The sequence below is a fragment of the Pseudomonas sp. LG1D9 genome, assembly GCF_002949995.1.
Lineage (GTDB): Bacteria > Pseudomonadota > Gammaproteobacteria > Pseudomonadales > Pseudomonadaceae > Aquipseudomonas > Aquipseudomonas proteolytica.
The window spans coordinates 5,352,792-5,368,526 of the sequence record NZ_CP026881.1 but is presented as its reverse complement, the minus strand read 5'-3'; the positions used below and the strand labels follow the sequence as shown (position 1 = coordinate 5,368,526).

General features: G+C 64.4%; 15 protein-coding genes and 1 pseudogene. 5 read left to right on the top strand and 11 right to left on the bottom strand.

From position 1 onward, the window contains the following. The first annotated feature begins 45 nt into the window (after positions 1-45). Positions 46-933 (top strand): YghX family hydrolase, encoded by an 888-nt coding sequence (yghX, locus tag C5F71_RS24850; protein WP_029294526.1) that lies wholly within the window; start codon positions 46-48, stop codon positions 931-933. A 201-nt stretch (positions 934-1,134) separates the two neighbouring features. Here yghX and C5F71_RS24845 read toward each other — a convergent pair whose 3' ends face one another. Further along, on the bottom strand, positions 1,135-2,019 hold the full coding sequence (locus tag C5F71_RS24845; protein ID WP_029294524.1) for a LysR family transcriptional regulator: 885 nt from the start codon (positions 2,017-2,019) through the stop codon (positions 1,135-1,137). Between the two features lie 132 nt (positions 2,020-2,151). On the opposite strand from C5F71_RS24845, the gene ampC reads away from it, so the two are divergent. Continuing rightward, on the top strand, positions 2,152-3,294 hold the full coding sequence (ampC, locus tag C5F71_RS24840; protein WP_104912209.1) for a class C beta-lactamase: 1,143 nt from the start codon (positions 2,152-2,154) through the stop codon (positions 3,292-3,294). Between the two features lie 234 nt (positions 3,295-3,528). Here ampC and C5F71_RS24835 read toward each other — a convergent pair whose 3' ends face one another. The 7 genes from C5F71_RS24835 to norR all read right to left on the bottom strand — a co-directional run bounded on the left by C5F71_RS24835 (position 3,529) and on the right by norR (position 10,088). Continuing rightward, positions 3,529-4,005: an SCP2 domain-containing protein gene (locus C5F71_RS24835; protein WP_029294520.1), complete on the bottom strand. Its 477-nt coding sequence runs from the start codon at positions 4,003-4,005 to the stop codon at positions 3,529-3,531. Further along, a complete protein-coding gene (locus tag C5F71_RS24830) occupies positions 3,999-4,889 on the bottom strand; it encodes a U32 family peptidase (RefSeq protein ID WP_070996333.1) in 891 nt (296 codons plus the stop codon). Before C5F71_RS24830 ends, C5F71_RS24835 begins: the two co-directional genes overlap by 7 nt. Positions 4,890-4,899: 10 nt before the next feature. Further along, positions 4,900-5,895 (bottom strand): peptidase U32 family protein, encoded by a 996-nt coding sequence (locus C5F71_RS24825; protein WP_029294516.1) that lies wholly within the window; start codon positions 5,893-5,895, stop codon positions 4,900-4,902. A 48-nt stretch (positions 5,896-5,943) separates the two neighbouring features. Continuing rightward, positions 5,944-7,179: a gephyrin-like molybdotransferase Glp gene (glp, locus tag C5F71_RS24820; RefSeq protein WP_029294514.1), complete on the bottom strand. Its 1,236-nt coding sequence runs from the start codon at positions 7,177-7,179 to the stop codon at positions 5,944-5,946. Beyond that, entirely contained in the window at positions 7,176-7,730 is a 555-nt protein-coding gene (gene moaB / locus C5F71_RS24815; protein ID WP_104912208.1) for a molybdenum cofactor biosynthesis protein B, read from the bottom strand. Before moaB ends, glp begins: the two co-directional genes overlap by 4 nt. 92 nt (positions 7,731-7,822) lie before the next feature. Further along, positions 7,823-8,470, bottom strand: coding sequence for a pyridoxamine 5'-phosphate oxidase (gene pdxH / locus C5F71_RS24810; protein WP_070996336.1), 648 nt, complete (start codon positions 8,468-8,470; stop codon positions 7,823-7,825). Positions 8,471-8,570: 100 nt separating this feature from the next. After that, positions 8,571-10,088, bottom strand: coding sequence for a nitric oxide reductase transcriptional regulator NorR (gene norR / locus C5F71_RS24805; RefSeq protein ID WP_104912658.1), 1,518 nt, complete (start codon positions 10,086-10,088; stop codon positions 8,571-8,573). 178 nt (positions 10,089-10,266) lie between these two features. Between norR and C5F71_RS24800 the strand changes: the two are divergent. Further along, positions 10,267-10,716, top strand: a pseudogene (locus C5F71_RS24800) (hemerythrin domain-containing protein); the annotation flags it as partial. A 124-nt stretch (positions 10,717-10,840) separates the two neighbouring features. Here the strand turns inward: C5F71_RS24800 and C5F71_RS24795 are convergent. Then, entirely contained in the window at positions 10,841-11,272 is a 432-nt protein-coding gene (locus C5F71_RS24795; RefSeq protein ID WP_029294503.1) for a membrane protein, read from the bottom strand. Between the two features lie 10 nt (positions 11,273-11,282). Beyond that, complete coding sequence (locus C5F71_RS24790) at positions 11,283-12,470, bottom strand: NnrS family protein (protein WP_104912206.1); 1,188 nt, start codon at positions 12,468-12,470, stop codon at positions 11,283-11,285. 514 nt (positions 12,471-12,984) lie between these two features. On the opposite strand from C5F71_RS24790, the gene C5F71_RS24780 reads away from it, so the two are divergent. Next, a complete protein-coding gene (locus C5F71_RS24780; RefSeq protein WP_029294499.1) occupies positions 12,985-13,686 on the top strand; it encodes a Crp/Fnr family transcriptional regulator in 702 nt (233 codons plus the stop codon). Beyond that, the gene (locus C5F71_RS24775) at positions 13,683-13,883 is read left to right on the top strand and encodes a protein DnrP (RefSeq protein WP_092236226.1); all 201 of its coding nucleotides are present in this window, start codon (positions 13,683-13,685) and stop codon (positions 13,881-13,883) included. The genes C5F71_RS24780 and C5F71_RS24775 overlap by 4 nt, the downstream gene beginning before the upstream one ends. Here the strand turns inward: C5F71_RS24775 and C5F71_RS24770 are convergent. Continuing rightward, positions 13,877-15,718: a nitric oxide reductase activation protein NorD gene (locus C5F71_RS24770; RefSeq protein WP_104912204.1), complete on the bottom strand. Its 1,842-nt coding sequence runs from the start codon at positions 15,716-15,718 to the stop codon at positions 13,877-13,879. The two genes, C5F71_RS24775 and C5F71_RS24770, sit on opposite strands and share 7 nt — an antisense overlap. Between the last annotated feature and the right edge of the window lie 17 nt (positions 15,719-15,735).

Sequence of the window (15,735 nt, the reverse complement as noted above, 5' to 3'; positions counted from 1 at the left end):
CAATGGTCTACATTCAACGCCACACGCCGCTATAGGAGCCTGCCGATGCCTCGCCTGACCGCCAAAGACTTCGCCCCTGAACTGCTGGAACTCTACGACGGCTACGCCCACGGCAAGATCAACCGCCGCGAGTTTCTCGACCGCGCAGCCCTGTTCACCTTTGGCGGGCTGACCGCATCGGCGTTGCTGGCGTCCCTGAGCCCCAACTACGCCCTGGCCGAGCAGGTGAAGTTCACCGACCCGGACATCGTGGCCGACTACATCACCTACCCTTCGCCCAAGGGCACCGGCCAAGTGCGTGGGTACCTGGTACGCCCGGCCAAGGTCGAGGGCAAATGCCCGGCGGTGGTGGTGGTCCATGAAAACCGCGGGCTCAACCCCTACATCGAAGACGTGGCCCGACGCCTGGCCAAAGCCGGGTTCATGGCCCTGGCCCCCGATGGCCTCAGCTCGGTGGGCGGTTACCCCGGCAATGACGAAAAAGGCGTGGCACTGCAACAGACCGTCGACCCGACCAAGCTGATGAATGATTTCTTCGCCGCCATCGAATGGCTGATGCACCACGACGCCAGCACCGGAAAAGTGGGAATCACCGGCTTCTGCTACGGCGGTGGCGTGACCAATGCAGCGGCGGTGGCCTACCCGGAACTGGGCGCGGCGGTGTCGTTCTACGGACGCCAACCCGACGCCAAGGACGTGCCGAAGATCAAGGCGCCGATCATGTTGCATTTTGGCGAGCTGGACACACGAATCAACGAAGGCTGGCCGGCCTATGAAAGCGCCTTGAAGGCCGCCGGCACGACCTATGAAGCGTATATCTACAAGGGCGCCAACCACGGCTTCCACAACGACTCGACCCCACGTTACGACGAAGCGGCAGCGAACCTGGCGTGGGAGCGCACGTTGGGCTGGTTCCGCAAGTACCTTGCCTGATCAGTAATGTTGGTGTTGCGGTTGCGGTTGTGGTTGTGGCGAGCGGGCTTGCCCCGCGCTGGGCTGCGAAGCAGCCCAAAAACCTGCACCCTCGGTCTATCTGATACAACTCAGCGGTCTTATTGGGGCTGCTTCGCAGCCCAGCGCGGGCAAGCCCGCTCGCCACAGTAAGCCCGCTCGCCACAACCACAACAAGGCCGCTCAAGCCATCTCAATCGCCGTCACCTCCTCCAGCCATTGCCGGAACGCCAGCATGGCCGGGGTTTCTGCCCGCGACTGCAGGCGCGTCAGCCAATAGCTACCCGTGGTGATCCCCACGTCGAACGGCTGGCGGATCACATCCTGGGCCAACTGCCGCGAGAACATCATTGCCGGCGCCAGGGCCACGCCATTGCCCTGCAACGCCGCTTCCATCATCGCCAAGGACGAGTCGAACACGATACTGCGCGGCACCAGGGTGTCGGCGGGCAACCCGGCGGCCTGGAACCAGAGGCTCCATTCATCGGCCCGATAAGAGCGCAACAACGTGTGCTTGAGCACATCGCCCGGGCCGTGCAACTGGCGGGCAATCGCTGGCACACACAATACCGTCAACGGCGCCGCCAGCAACTCACAGGCGTGGGTGCCGTGCCATGCGCCGGCGCCAAACCGGATCGCGTAATCCAGGCCTTCGGCGGCCACATCCACGCGGTTGTTATGGGTCGACAGGCGCAGATCGATAAACGGGTAGCGCGCCTGGAAATCCGCCAGGCGCGGCAGCAGCCAGCCCACCGCAAACGTGCCCACTGCGCCCACCGTCAGCACTTCGCGGTAGTGACCGGCCTGGAACTGGCCCAGGGTCTGGGCGATACGGTCGAAGGACTCGCGCAATACCGGTAACAACGTCTCCCCTTCGCGGGTCAGCATCAGGCCACGGGGCAGGCGCTTGAACAGCGTGACGTTGAGCTGTGCCTCCAGGCTCTTGACCTGATGGCTGACCGCCGCCTGGGTCACGCACAGCTCGATGGCCGCCCGGGTAAAGCTCAAATGCCTGGCGGAGGCTTCGAACGCACGCAGTGCGTTGAGGGGCAGATGGGAACGCAACATGGTTTAAACCCAAATTTTTCTAATGACTGGTGCGAGATATCATCGGTTGTCCAGGGCCCTGAAACTGCCTATCTTGGCCACGCCTGCGCAGGCTGTGATACCCCCGATCATCCTCATGGAAGCGACCTCATCATGTACCAACACGTGCGCAACGTCACGATTCTCAGCCTATTGATCGGCGCCGGCAACTGCATGGCCGCCGACAATCTGCGCCAGGTGGTGGACGCCACCGTCAAGCCCCTGATGCAGCAACAGGCAATTCCCGGCCTGGCAGTCGCCATCGTGCAAGACGGCAAGGCCCGATACTTTAACTACGGTATCGCCGCCAAGGACAGCCAACAGCCCATCAGCGAAAACACCCTGTTCGAGATCGGCTCGGTGAGCAAGACCTTCGCCGCTACCCTGGCCGGTTATGCCCAGGCCACCGGCAAGCTCAAGCTCTCTGCCCCCGCCAGCGACTATTTGCCAGCCTTGCGCGGCAGCCTGTTCGAGCACATCAGCGTGCTTCAACTGGGCACCTACACCGCAGGCGGGTTGCCGTTGCAGTTCCCCAGCGAGGCGGACAATGCCCAGCAGATGATCGGCTACTTCCAGCACTGGAAAGCTGCTTTCACCCCCGGCACCCAGCGCCAGTACTCCAACCCCAGCCTGGGCCTGTTCGGCTATCTGGCGGCGCAAAGCCTGCAGCAACCCTTCGACGTGGCGATGGAACAGACCCTACTGCCCAAGCTCGGTCTCAAACACACCTATCTCACGGTGCCCAAGGCGCAAATGGGCCTGTATGCGCAGGGCTATGACAAGGCCGGCAAGCCGGTGCGCGTCAGCCCCGGTGCACTGGACAGCGAAGCCTACGGGGTGAAGACCAGCCCCGCCGACCTGGCTCGCTACATGGCGCTGAACATGCACCCGACGTCGCTGGAGCAGCCGCTGCAACAGGCGATTGCCGCTACGCATACGGGTTATTACACCGTGGGCAACACTACCCAGGGGCTCGGATGGGAGATGTACCCTTACCCGCTGAGCGTCGACGCCCTGGTCGAAGGTAACTCGACGCCGATGGCCATGGAGCCGCATCCGGTCAAGTGGCTGACACCCGCCCAGCCGCTGCGCGCCAATACCCTGGTAAACAAGACCGGCTCGACCGGCGGCTTTGGCGCCTATGTCGCTTATGTGCCGAGCAGAGGCATCGGTGTGGTGATCCTGGCGAACAAGAACTACCCCAATGCCGAACGGGTGAAAGCGGCCCATGCAATCTTGCAGGCCATGGACCACTGAATCGGTAGCACCGCGCTTGCTTGTGGCTAGGGGGCTGGCTATGGATAGGGGGCTTGTTGTGGCGAGCGGGCTTGCTGTGGCGAGCGGGCTTGTCCCGCGCTGGGCTGCGCAGCAGCCCCAAACCCTGCGCCCTCGGTCTCTCTGATACAACTCAGCGATCTTGTTGGGTCTGCTTCGCAGCCCAGCGCGGGACAAGCCCGCTCGCCACAAGCCAGCCCTCTAGCCACAGGGGTATCAGGCAGCTCCTGTCGCCAGGCCTTTACCGGCCCGTTCCAGATTGCGCCATAACCAGGGCGGCAACACGTCCGGGTCGAGGCTGTCGATCAGGTTCTTCAGGCCCAACCCCAACTCCGTATCCCCCTCGATCACCAGCCGCCGGCGGAAGAACAAGGTGTCCGGGTCTTCCTGGCGGCTGGCCAATAGCAGAAACTCGCGCCAGTTGCCGCTGATGGTCACCTGGGCCTCGGCCCGCTCGGCGATGCGCAGCCCGTCGCGGCCCAGGGTCAGGTACCAGCGCAAGCCCAGGTCGGGAATGCGCAGGCACATCCAGCGCCCGCGCAGCAGTTCAAAGCCGCCATCGCGCAAGGGTTCGGCCAGGCAGCGGTTCAACGCCTGTTGCAACGCCAGGCGCTGCACCACAAAGGGCACCTTGCGCATCAGCGGCAATAAGCGGTCGGCGCCCTTGAGCAGCCATTGCTTGCGGTTCAACACAGCCCCACCTCCTCGACCCGCAACATCCCGGCCTGGCCATGCCAGTAGCCATTGCAGCCCTCGACAAACACCGGCGGCGTGGCGCCCTGGCGCACCCGATCAAAGGCTTCGACGATGCCCACCATGCCTTGCGCCCTTGGGCTCAGGCGCAGCAGGTCGGCGCCGCAACTCACCAGCCCTGGATAGTCGGCCAGCAGGTTGGTGACATCCGCCGACATGGTCTGGATGCCATTCAATGTAAACAACGCCTGCCCTTCCTGGCTGGTCAAGGCCATGCCATCGGGGTAATTCAGGCAACAGAACTGGCAGTCATCCTTGGGCCGGTTTTCCGCTCGGGCCGTGAAGCAACGCGCCGAGTAGGCCAGGGGCAAATGCCCATAGGCAAAGACTTCCACCTCCGGCAACGGCCGACCCAGTTCACGCACCTGCTCCAACACATCACCAATCAGCGCGGCCGAGCACTCTACCGGCGGCACCCAACGCATCATCCCGGCGTCCAGCAGTTGCACGAGGGCGTGGCCGTTGTACAAATTCAACGCCGGCCCACCGACAAAGGGCAGCTTGCGCTCGGCAAGCAGTTGCACGGCGCCCATGTCATTGGCCTCCACCAGCACCTCGCCGTTGTCACACAGGCGGCGCAGGCTCGACAGCTCCGATGCGGCCTCGATCAGGGTCAGGCTCGACAGCACGATTTGCGCGTTGCCGGCCGAGTGCAATTCGCGGCCCAGGCCCAACCATTGATCGAGGTTGAACGCGCGACGCTTGGAGCACACGGTTTCTCCCAGGTAGATCACATCCAGCGGCAAGCTGGCCATCTCGGAGTAGAACTGCCCCAGTTGTTGCTTATCCCAATAAAACAGCACCGGTCCCAGGCTGAGTTTCATGTGCGGTTCCTCATTGCCACGAACGATGGTAGGCGCCCAGGGTGGTCTGGCTGCCTTCGGATAGACCGGCCAGCACGCTGCGCCACTGGTCCTTGACCACAAAGCGTTCCGGCGCACTGCGGTGGGCGTCCAGCGCCGCGCGCCAGACCCCGGTGACTTGCTCGACATACGCCGGGCTGCGCTGGCGGCCTTCGATTTTTACCGCTTCCACACCCATGGCGATCAACTCGGGGATCAGGTCCAGAGTATCGAGGCTGGTGGGTTCTTCGAGGGCGTGGAAGCGCTTGCCATCGACCATGAAACGGCCCTTGCACAGGGTCGGATAGCCCGCCGGTTCGTCCGGGGTATAGCGGTCGATCAACACTTCGCTCAGGCGCGCGCTCAGGCCGTCGGCGTCTTCGCTCCAGCGCACGGCCTTGGCCGGCGAGCACACGCCGCACAGGTTCGGGGATTCGCCGGTGATGTACGAAGACAGATGGCACCGGCCCTCCGCCATGATGCACAGGCTGCCGAAACCGAAAACCTCGATCGGCACCGAGCTGCTGGCAGCCACATGCTTGACCTGGGCCAGCGACAGCACCCGGGGCAGCACCGCACGGCGGATGCCATAGCGCTCGGCGTAGAACTGCAACGCCGCCGCATGGGTCGCCGAACCCTGTACCGAGAGGTGCAAGGCCATCTGCGGATGGCGGCTACTGGCGTACTGCAGCACGCCCGGGTCACCGGCAATCAGCGCATCCACGCCATGGTCGGCGGCGCGATCCACTGCCCGTTGCCAGCGCTCCCAGCCTTTGGGCTGCGGGTAGGTGTTGACCGCCACATACAGCTTGCGCTGGTGCTGGCGGATATGGGCGACGGCGCCGTCGAACTGCTTGTCGTCCATGTTCAGCCCGGCAAAATGCCGGGCGTTGGTGTCGTCGCGAAACCCCACGTACACCGCATCGGCACCTTGGCGCACGGCGGCTTTGAGCGCAGGCAGGTTCCCTGCCGGGCAGACCAGTTGCATGGTTGATCCTCATCAAAAAAACTATCGCACTTGTGTCGCTGCAGGCAGTTACTGCATCAGTTCGGCGAAGGACACGAACCGCACCAGGCCGCCCTTTTCCACCAACTGCTCACGCTCCACAATCGCCAGGCCATCGGCCCAGCACGCCGCGCTCAACATCGCCGAGCTTTGCCGTGGGTGCAGGGTGATGCGCGCCTGGCCGTCGATGCCCGGCGCCAGGCGTGCCCGTAGGTATTGGCGGCGGCGGTTGCGCTGGGTCCAGGTAAAATCGGCAGGCAGCAGCATCGGCACCAAGGTGACGTCAGTCACACCCTGGGCGCGCAACAGAAACGGGCGCACCACCACCAACGCGGTAATCAGCGCCGCCGAGGGGTTGCCGGGCAAGCCGATCCACGGTTTGCCCGCCACGTCGCCAAAGGCCAGGGGTTTGCCCGGCTGGATCGCCAGGCGCCAGAAGTCCACGCGGCCCAGTTCCTCGATCGCCTGCTTGAGGTGATCTTCCTCGCCCACCGACACCCCGCCAGAGGTCAGCAGCAAGTCGCATTCCGAGGAGGCCAGGGTCAACGCATCGCGGCTGACGGCCAGTTCGTCGGCCATCACGCCATAGTCATGCACTTCCACGCCCCAGCCTTGCAGCAGTGCCGCCAGGCAGTGGCGATTGCTGTTGTAGATCTGCCCCGGCGCCAGGTGATCGCCCGGTTCGCGCAACTCATCGCCACTGCTCAACAGGCACACCCGCAGCGGCCGGTAGACCTTGACCTGAGCCAGCCCGGCCGCCGCGAGCAACCCCAACTCCTGGGCGCGCAGGCGCTTGCCGGCCGGCAGCAGCAAGGCGCCCTGGGTCACCTCTTCACCCTGCTTGCGTACGTGTTCGCCGGTGCGCATGGGCGGGCACCAGATACGCTGGCCATAGACCCGGCAACGCTCCTGGGGCACCACGGTGTCGGCCCCGGACGGCAAGGGAGCACCGGTAAAAATGCGCATGGTCTGCCCGCTGCTCAACGCCGTCGCGGCGGCGTCGCCAGCGGCAATCCGCCCGGCCAGGCGCAGGTAGCCGCCCTCGGCCGGCAGGTCTGCGGCGCACAGCGCGTAGCCGTCCATGGCACTGTTGTCCCAGGCCGGCAGGTTGACCGGGGAAAAAATATCGCCAGCCAGCACCCGGCCCAAGGCCTGGGCGGTTTTCACCTGCTGGGTGGACGGTGGGAGTGGAGCCTGGGCCAACAGACGTTCGATGGCCTCGTCCACCGGGATCAATTCACCGCTTTCACACACCGATGTGCTCATGACCGCGCCTCGCAGGGTTCCAGCGCTTGCGCGGCCTGGGGCTTGAGGTGTGGGGCGAAATTGCACGGCCCGGTGCGGCTGTCCAGTTGCCCCAGCAGGATCTTGTCCCAACCGGTACGGCACGCGCCGGGGGAACCGGGCATGCAGCACACCAGCACGCCGTTGCTCATGCCGGCCAGGGCGCGCGATTGCAGGGTCGACATGCCGATCTCTGACACGGACACCTGGCGAAACAGCTCGCCAAAGCCTTCGACATGCTTGTCCAGCAACGGCAGCACCGCTTGTGGGGTGTTGTCCCGCGCAGTGAAGCCGGTGCCGCCGGTGGTCAGGATCACCTGCACCTGTGGGTCGGCGATCCACTGCGAAATACGTGCGCGGATCTGGTAGATGTCGTCCACCACCAGCGCCCGGTCGATCAACTCGTGCCCGGCCGCCTGCACGCGGTCGCACAGGGTCTGCCCGGAGGTGTCGTTGTCAAAGTTGCGTGTGTCGCTGATGGTCAGGACGGCGATGTTCAGTGAGACAAAATTGCGTTGAGTCAGGTGTGCCATGGTGAAAATCCCGGGATAAATGAGCAATGGCCCAAGCCTGCACCGCAAAGGTCTGCGGGCCTATTCCTCCGAGGAGGTACCTCTAGGCGGATTCAGGGGGCCAGGCGGCTGCGCTGCCAGGTGCCGTCGTGGCGACGGTAATCGAGGCGGTCGTGCAGGCGGTCGGGGCGGCCTTGCCAGAACTCCACGCGCTCGGGTTGCAAGCAATAGCCGCCCCACTCTGCCGGGCGCGGCGGTTGTTGGCCGGCAAAGCGTTGGGTGACGTCGCGCAGGCGCCCTTCCAGCTCGGCGCGATGGGCCAAGGGCTGGCTTTGCGGCGACGCCCAGGCACCCACCTGGCTGGCCAGCGGCCGCGAATGGAAGTAGTCGTCGGACAGCTGCGGCGCCAGGCGTGCGACGGTGCCTTCGATGCGCACCTGGCGCTCCAGGCCCGGCCAGAAAAAGGTCATGGCCGCGCTGGGGTTGCTCGCCAGTTCCTGACCCTTGGCGCTCTGGTAGTGACCGAAAAAGGTGAAGCCCTCGGCACTGAAGCCCTTGAGCAAGAGAATCCGACAATGGGCGCGGCCCTCGGCATCGACCGTGGCCAGGGCCATGCTGTTGGCCTCCACAGGCGCCACTTCGGTCTTGCGCGCCTGCTCCAGCCACTGGCCGAACAACACGAGGGGATCGTCCTGTACCAGGTCATCCCGCAAACCGTACAAGGTGTAGTTGCGGCGCATCTGCGCCAGGGAAAGGGGCATGGGGCGAACCTCCGGTCAGTTCGCCACAGTCTGATCAGCCGAGGCGCCCGGCACCTTGACCGCGATCAACTGCGCGCCGCGGCATGGCGTCGCAGCGTTGCTACTTGAGGCCCAGGCGCCGCGCCAATTTGTGCAGGTTGCTGGAGTCCAGGCCGAGCATCCGCGCGGCGCTCGCCCAGTTATCGCCCGACAGGCTCAACGCCTGGCGCACCTTCTGGCGCTGGCAGTCGTCCACCGCGTCGCTCAAGGTCTGGAACGCCTGCGCCGGGGCTTGAACGACAGGGGCCTGCGCCAAGGTGGCGCTGTCCAGGTCCAGCAGTTCGGCTTCCAGGGTCATGATCTGGTTGCGATTGCCGCCACGGCTCAGTTGCTTCAAGGCCGCGCGGCTGATCACATGTTCCAGCTCGCGCACATTGCCCGGCCAGGCATAAGCCAGCAGGGTCTGCTCGGCCGCAGGCGACAGGCGCAAACCGCGCAAGCCCAGCCGCGCACGGTTGAGTTCCAGGAAATGCCCGGCCAGCAGCAGCACATCGTGACCGCGCTCACGCAACGCCGGGATCGGCACCGGGTACACCGACAGCCGGTGGTACAGATCGGCGCGGAACAGCCCTTCACGAATGCTCTCGGGCAGGTGGCGGTTGGTGGCGGCGATGATCCGCACATCCACATGCAACGGCTTGTCGGCGCCCAGGCGCTGGATCTCACCATTCTGCAAGGTGCGCAATAGCTTGGCCTGCACGCTCAGCGGCAGCTCGCCCACTTCATCGAGGAACAGCGTGCCGCCGTTGGCCGCGTCAAAACGCCCGGCACGGTCACTGGTAGCCCCGGAAAACGCACCTTTGACATGGCCGAACAGCTCGCTCTCGGCCAAAGATTCCGGCAGCGCCGCGCAGTTGACCTGGATCAGCGGCTTTTTGCTGCGCCGCGACAGGCGATGCAGGCGCCGCGCAAACAGCTCCTTGCCCACCCCCGTTTCGCCGAGCAACAGCACCGGCAAATCCGAGTCGGCGAGCACATCCAGCTCGTTGAGCAGTTGATGCAGGACCGGGCTCTGGCCGAGGATCTCGCCGTCTTCGACGCTGGGCGAACCCGCCACCGGTTCGCTGCGCGACAGGCGCAGGCTGCGGTTTTCCTGCTCCAGGCGCGTGACGCGCACCGCCGCCTCGATCTGCAGGGTGCAGCGCTTGAGTTGCTCGCGGGCATTGGCATCGAAGGTTCCGGCATGCAGCGCATCCAGGGTAATCGCGCCCCAGGGCCGGCCTTCGACGAACAGGCTCACGCCCATGCAGTCATGCACGGGCAGCGGTTCGCCGACCTGGCTGTCTAGAAGCCCGTCGTACGGGTCCGGCAGGCGGCTGTCGGGTTCGAACCAGGTCGGCTCGCGGGAGGCCATGATCGCTGCCAGGCGCGGGTGTTGGGCAATCACAAAGCGCCGGCCAAGGGCCTCATGCACCAGGCCCACGGTGGCCACGGGGCGCAGGCTGTCGTCGCCATCCAGGCGCAACAGGCCCACGGCGCCGCTATGGAAATATTCGCGCAGGGTCTGCACCAGGCGTTGCAGGCGCACCGCGTTGGGCAATTCGACAATCAGGTCGGCCGACAGACTTTCACGCAGCATGGTCATTACTACCCTTGTATGGTCGGTTCTACCGTGCAGCATCAGGGTGATCCTGACCACTACAAAAAATTAATTTCTATTTTTCAATAAGTTGGCGATGGCACACGGCATGCAATCACCGCTTCATCTGTTCACTTGATGAGGAAACCCCATGAACACCATCGCCCCGGACACCCTGCCCCAGGCGCAACTGATCGACCATTTGCTGGAGCGCTACCACGCCCGCCACCGCGAACAACTGCCGGAACTGATTCGCCTGGCCAGCCGCGTCGAGCAGGTCCACGGTCACCACCTGGCCTGCCCCAATGGCCTGGCCGACTTGCTGCGTGACATCGAGCAGGAACTGGAGGGCCATATGCTCAAGGAAGAACAAGTGCTGTTCCCAATGCTGCAAATGGGCCTGGGCCCCCAGGCTGCGCCGCCGATCCAGGTCATGCGCTTTGAACACGAACAACATGGCCAGGCCCTGGAACAGTTGCAGGCGCTGACCAACCACATCCAACCGCCCAGCGATGCGTGCAATACCTGGCGGGCCTTGTATCACGGGCTGGAGGTGTTTCATGGGGATTTGCTGGAGCATATTCATCTGGAAAACGACGTGTTGTTTGTCCGCGCACTGAAGGCCTGACCGACCTGTAGGAGCGAGCTTGCTCGCGAAGAACATCAACCAAAACGCGGGCTGCCTGGGTAAACGCGTTGTCCGTGAGTTTTTCGCGAGCAAGCTCGCTCCTACAGGAAGGGATCGAGGTGTCTTAACGCAGCATCAGTTTGGCCAGGATCACGATCAGCACCATGTGCCCAAGGATGCTGCGGCGAATCCATACCGCCCGCAGCGGGCTCAGGCGCTTTTGCGTCAACCAGTACGCGAGCAGCAGGTAATGCCCGATGATGCTCAGCGCCAACACGATCTTCAGGCTCAACATCGCCGAAAAAGGGCTGGCCCATGGCGCGCCCAGCACGCCGCGGTAATGCCAGGCCAGGCCGATGCCCGCGCCATACAACAGCACCACCACGCCATGCAGCACCTGCCGCGAACGCCGGGCAATGGCTTGGTCGCTGGTGAACTGCGCCGACCACGCCAACTCTTCACGGGCGCGGTGCCAGATGAAAACCTCGAAGAACAGCGTGCCGATAAAGGCAATGGCCGCCAGCAGATGCACAATCAATAGCCACGAATACAGCATTCCCGTTCTCCTAGCCCGGATGGCCGTCAACCCGCGCATGCCACAGCATTGGGGCATAGCGCCATAGATACACGCCCAGGCCCAGGGTCCAGCACAGGCCCGCCAGCCACAGCGCGGCGTACGGCCAGATCAGTACCAGCAGCACCCGGCTCAGGCAGGCCAGGTTCAACAGGGTGAAGGCCAGGGTCATGCCCTTGGGGGGCGTCAGTGGCCGGCCGGTATGACCGAGGCTGACCCGCGCGATCATCGCCAGGATCAAGCCGCCCATCGCCCCTACCGTCAGCGCATGCACCGCCAGGCTCGGGTTCAATGGGACACCCAAGTGCCACAGCGCCATGCCCAGGCACGCCACCGCCAACCAGGCATAGGCCAGGTGCAGCGACCACAGCAGCGGCACGCGCCACAGGCCACGGTCGTGCCAGCGCACCAGGCGCACCAGGTGGCCGATCCCCAACAGGGCAAACACTAAACCAACCCAGAGGCTGGGCATCAGCGCGACACCGCTGGCATACAACAGAGCGACCAGCGCCGAGCCTATCAACAACAGGTAATCCAGCCACGGCCAGGGCTTCACGGCTTGCGTGCGCCCCAGGCCACGCTGGGTGAAGAATGGAATTACCCGGCCGCCGATCAAGCCCATCATCGCCGCCACCAGCCACAGCCCGGTCAACACCGCCTGGCGCTGCCAGCCTTCGTCACCGCGCAGCAAGCCATACAGGGACAGGGCGTCGGCCAGGGTCAACAGCAGCAACACCAGCACAATCGGGTAGTTGCGCTGTTGCCGCACTTTCCACAAGGTCCAGCCCATCAACCCAGCGACGGCCAGGGGAAAGGTCAGTTCCAGCACGGCCAACAGCGGCCACGGCAGGTTGAACAGCCAGGCCAGGCGTGCGGCCAGCCAGAAGCCGGCCAACATCGCCAGCGGCGTACCGCTGATGCCGGGGCGACCGGTCCAGGTCTGCACCGCCGTCAACAGGAACCCGCCGATGATCGCCAAGGCGAAACCGAACAGCAGTTCATGGCGATGCCACGCCAGCCAGCCTCCCGCCGGCTGCCAGCCTGCGTCGCCGGCCAGGGCCAGCAACCACAGGGGAATCGCCAGCAACGCCAACAGGCAGCCACCGAGGAAAAATGGCCGGAAAGCCAGGCGAAACAACGGGGTTATCGACATGGCCTTGCGTCGATCCAGCACTTGCATACCACCACTCCTCAAGTCATTGCCGGCCCGATCATCCGGGATTGCCCGCGCCCGGCCCTTGTCGCAGATCAAGCAGGGCACAGAGGCGGCGCAATATCCTGGGGGCCGTCGCGGGATTGGCATTGCAAGGGCCGGGCCGGCTCCTTATGCCCACCGCAATCACGGGTGGGAGCTGGCTTGCCTGCGATGGCATCGCCGCGGTTTTACTGGGAGACCGAGGTGCCTGCATCGCAGGCAAGCCAGCTCCCACATGGGATCGGCGCTGATAATGAGGGTTTAAATGACCATTAGAGGGTTAAAAAAACCCTTATTGATAGGGTTATTCAAACCCTGGTGACGCTACAGCCCGCATTCTGCAACGCCCTCTCTTTGGCCCAGCTCTTGCTCTACCCGGTTATCCCGTCATTACCCTGCCCCACGGAGTCCCCATGAAAAAAGTCATCCAGCCCCTCGCCTGGTTCGTGATCCTCGGTTCGATGATGGCGGCGGCCAGTGGCCTGTCGTTGTGGCTTGTATGATCACCGACGCACCGAGGGTCCTGCACCGCGTGCATCATCAGATCCTGCGCAGCCATCACCTGTTCGAGCCGCTCAACGAAGAGCAGATGGATGAGTTGATGGCCAGCAGTCAATTGCTGAGTGTCGACAAGGGCGAACCATTGTTCCGCCAGGGCGAGCCGGCCGAGGGGTTTTACTTCGTGATTGCCGGCGCGGTGAAGATCTACCGCCTGACCCCGGACGGCCAGGAAAAAGTCTTTGAAGTGATCGGCGAGCGGCAGACCTTCGCCGAGGCGATGATGCTGATGGACACCCCCAACTACGTGGCCTGCGCCGAGGCGGTGTGCCCGACGCAGTTGTATCGCCTGTCCAACGCCACCTATATGCGCCTGCTCCACAGCAACAGCCGCCTGACCTTCGCCCTGCTGGGCAAGTTGTGTGTGCGCCTGCACCAGCGGGTCAACGAGATCGAGACCCTGTCCCTGAAAAACGCCACCCACCGCGTGGTGCGCTACCTGCTGACGCAACTGGTGCGCCTGCACAGCGCCGACAGTTCGTTCGAATTGCCCATGGCCAAGCAGTTGATCGCTGGGCACCTGTCGATCCAGCCAGAGACGTTCTCGCGGATCATTCGCCGGCTGATCGATGAAAAAATCATCACCCAGGACGGTCGGCAGATCGCCATTCTTGATCGCCTGCGCCTGGAGCAATTTGAATGAGCGCCGCGTGTGTGTGCCTGTATTGCCAACATGCCAACCCGCCAACGCAGCCAGCCTGCGCACGCTGCGCCATGCCCCTGCCCGCCTCCACCGCCAGCCTTGAGGCCCGGCGACTCAAACGTTTCCAATGGTTCTGCCTGGGGCTGGCCGTGTTCTGCATCACCATGTTCTTCTGGCTGCCCCGGGACTTTTACTGATCTTCGGTCAACTGCCGGTACAGCTGCGGCAAGCGTAGCGGCAGCTGCTCCGGCTGGCGGATCAAGGTGTAGCCGTGGGCGCCGAACATGTACGGCAGGTAATCCCCGGCCTGTTTGTCGATAGTGATGCAGAACGGCACCAGGCCCTGGCGCCGCGCTTGCATCACGGCCTGGCGGGTGTCCTCCACGCCATAACGTCCCTCATACAAGTCCAGGTCGTTGGGCTTGCCATCGGTCACAATCAACAGCAGTTTGCGCCGTTGCTTGCACGCGCCAAGGGTCTGGGTGGCGTGGCGGATGGCCGCGCCCATGCGGGTGTAGTAACCCGGCTTGAGGCCCTGGATGCAGCCGCGGGTGTGGTCGTCATAGGGTTGCTGGAACGACTTGAGCTGTTGCAGGCGCACCTGCTGGCGGCGCAAGGATGAAAACCCATACAGGGCAAACGCATCACCCAGGCCCGCCAGGCTCTCGCCAAACAGCAACAGGCTGTCGCGGATCACATCGATGACCTTTTGCGTATCGTTGAGGTGGGCGTCGGTGGACATCGACAAATCGGCCAGCAGCAAACAGGCCAGGTCACGCCGGGTGCGGCGCTGCTCCTTGAACAGACCGCGCTCGGCGCACGCGCCGTGCTGGCGCTCGACATGAAAATCCAGCCACGCCTGCAGGTCCAGTTCCGCGCCCTGGGGCTGTTGACGCAGCCATTGACGATCGGTACGCAGCTGCTGGAACTGGCGGCGCAACCGCGCAGCCTGGGGCAGCAGGCGTGCCGGCAGCGGCTGGGGCGTGCTGTCGCGCGGTTGCATCAGTTGCAGGTTGACGAAGTTGGCTTGCAGGCATTGTTGGCGGTAATCCCACTCCGGCAACTTGATGCCTTCGCCCAGGGGAATGTCGTCGACATCGGCCGGTGGCAGATCCAGGTGCAGCTTCAAGCCGCCACTCTTGCGCACGCGCTGGCGTGACAGGCTCAACTGGTCGAGGTCTTCGGCAACGCGGGCAGCATCTTCGTCCTCGGAGTCATCGGCCCAGCGGTCGAGGTCGACGTGTTCGGTCCAACTGAACAGGTTTTCCAGGCGCACCACCAACAGGCCGCCGTCGCGGCTGTTGTCATCGACTCGGTTGGCTTGTTTGGGCGCGCCCTGTTGTTCGCCGGGGCGGGTCGCCAGGTCATCGCCCTCGTCATCCAGATCGCCGGCCTGCGGGCTGTGCAGGTGCAAGGGTGGATACAGCCACAGGGGCAGCGGCCAGGCGGCGCGCTCGCTGCGGGGTAACTGGCGGATGCTGCCGGGTTCGCGCAGGGCCTTGCGCAAGGCCTTTTCCACGGCAGCTTCAGATGGGTTGAGGCTGGCGGGATCCGGGCGCAATTGCAGGTGGGCGTCCACCAGGCGCTGATAGCTGGGGAGCATGGCCGGGTAACGCTGCAACAGCAGCCAGGTCCAGCGCTGGTTGTCGCGGGCCCAGTGGGTCATCGGCCCGGCGTGTGCGGCCAGGAGCGCCAGCCAGCGGTACAACTCCAGGTTCAGGGCGGCCGAAGGAAACACCGCCAGGCTTGCCGGCAGGCGCAGGCGATGGCCATCGCACGAGGCCAACGGGGCTTGCCGGCAGGTGCCGGCGATGCGCATCAACAGGTTGCGCCGCAGCAGCAGGTCGCGCTCGCTGGCGGCCTCCAGGGCAATCCCGTGGGCGCCGCCCAGGGCGCGGAACAGCAGGGCCAGGCTGCGCTGGCGGTCGACCAGGTCGACCCGCGCCTCGGGGAAGTCCGCACTGGCGCGGCGGGTGATAAAGCGGTGCCAGACACTGCCGACCCACTCTTCCAACTCAAGGGTAAAGGCCATGTGAAGTGCTCCAGACA

What these genes read in the sequence shown, in the direction of transcription:
- yghX (WP_029294526.1), top strand. Translation starts at nt 46, where the DNA reads ATGCCTCGCCTGACCGCCAAAGACTTCGCCCCTGAACTGCTGGAACTC.
- C5F71_RS24845 (WP_029294524.1), bottom strand. Translation starts at nt 2,019, where the DNA reads ATGTTGCGTTCCCATCTGCCCCTCAACGCACTGCGTGCGTTCGAAGCC.
- ampC (WP_104912209.1), top strand. Translation starts at nt 2,152, where the DNA reads ATGTACCAACACGTGCGCAACGTCACGATTCTCAGCCTATTGATCGGC.
- C5F71_RS24830 (WP_070996333.1), bottom strand. Translation starts at nt 4,889, where the DNA reads ATGAAACTCAGCCTGGGACCGGTGCTGTTTTATTGGGATAAGCAACAA.
- C5F71_RS24825 (WP_029294516.1), bottom strand. Translation starts at nt 5,895, where the DNA reads ATGCAACTGGTCTGCCCGGCAGGGAACCTGCCTGCGCTCAAAGCCGCC.
- glp (WP_029294514.1), bottom strand. Translation starts at nt 7,179, where the DNA reads ATGAGCACATCGGTGTGTGAAAGCGGTGAATTGATCCCGGTGGACGAG.
- moaB (WP_104912208.1), bottom strand. Translation starts at nt 7,730, where the DNA reads ATGGCACACCTGACTCAACGCAATTTTGTCTCACTGAACATCGCCGTC.
- pdxH (WP_070996336.1), bottom strand. Translation starts at nt 8,470, where the DNA reads ATGCCCCTTTCCCTGGCGCAGATGCGCCGCAACTACACCTTGTACGGT.
- norR (WP_104912658.1), bottom strand. Translation starts at nt 10,088, where the DNA reads ATGCTGCGTGAAAGTCTGTCGGCCGACCTGATTGTCGAATTGCCCAAC.
- C5F71_RS24795 (WP_029294503.1), bottom strand. Translation starts at nt 11,272, where the DNA reads ATGCTGTATTCGTGGCTATTGATTGTGCATCTGCTGGCGGCCATTGCC.
- C5F71_RS24790 (WP_104912206.1), bottom strand. Translation starts at nt 12,470, where the DNA reads ATGCAAGTGCTGGATCGACGCAAGGCCATGTCGATAACCCCGTTGTTT.
- C5F71_RS24780 (WP_029294499.1), top strand. Translation starts at nt 12,985, where the DNA reads ATGATCACCGACGCACCGAGGGTCCTGCACCGCGTGCATCATCAGATC.
- C5F71_RS24775 (WP_092236226.1), top strand. Translation starts at nt 13,683, where the DNA reads ATGAGCGCCGCGTGTGTGTGCCTGTATTGCCAACATGCCAACCCGCCA.
- C5F71_RS24770 (WP_104912204.1), bottom strand. Translation starts at nt 15,718, where the DNA reads ATGGCCTTTACCCTTGAGTTGGAAGAGTGGGTCGGCAGTGTCTGGCAC.